This window comes from Marinobacterium profundum (assembly GCF_001528745.1).
Classification (GTDB): Bacteria; Pseudomonadota; Gammaproteobacteria; order Pseudomonadales; family Balneatricaceae; genus Marinobacterium_A; species Marinobacterium_A profundum.
Map to the genome: position 1 here is coordinate 1 of NZ_BCNS01000167.1, position 681 is coordinate 681.

Below are 681 nucleotides of genomic sequence, written 5' to 3' on the forward strand. Positions count from 1 at the left end.
AAGTAGGGTTTGGCACCCTTGAAGCCCGGCAGGAAGGAATGGTGAATATTGATACAGCGCCCGGCCAGCTGCTTGCACAGGGTATCGGACAGCACCTGCATGTAGCGCGCCAGAACCACCAGTTCGGTGCCGGTCTGCTCAACGATTTCGAGCAGCTTGGCTTCCTGTTCCGGCTTGGTTTCCTTGGTCACCGGCAGGTGGATATAGTCCAGCCCTTCACGCTCGGCCAGGTAGCGCAGATCTTCATGGTTGGAGACAATGGCGGAGATCTCGATGTTGAGCTCGCCGGTAGCACGGCGGTACAGCAAGTCACGCAGGCAGTGGTCGTACTTGGAGACCATGATCAGCACGCGGGCCGGCTGGCTGGCGTCGTGGATTTCCCACTCCATCTCAAAGCGCAGCGCCGTGACTTCAAAGGCCGCTTTCAGCTGCTCGACACTCGGCTGCTGGGAACCTTCAAATACGAACTCGATGGTGGAGAAAAAGCGCCCGGACTCCAGATCGTCAAACTGGTGAAATTCCTTGATAAAGCAGCCCCGGTCGGCCAGGAAGTTACCTACGGCGGCAACGATGCCGACCTTGCCCGGGCAGGACACTTTAAGAATGTATGCAGGTTTGTTCTTCATCTCGGTTCCTATGTATTTAAAGGTAATCGAAGTCTCAGAGCGCGGCGTCGAGCGC

1 protein-coding gene is annotated in these 681 nt (G+C 57.0%); it reads right to left on the bottom strand.

What is annotated here, in order from left to right; all coding sequences use genetic code 11:
- A partial coding sequence (locus MPRO_RS20080) for a formyltetrahydrofolate deformylase (RefSeq protein WP_067297336.1) occupies window positions 1-626 on the bottom strand: 626 nt, incomplete at its 3' end.
- Between the last annotated feature and the right edge of the window lie 55 nt (window positions 627-681).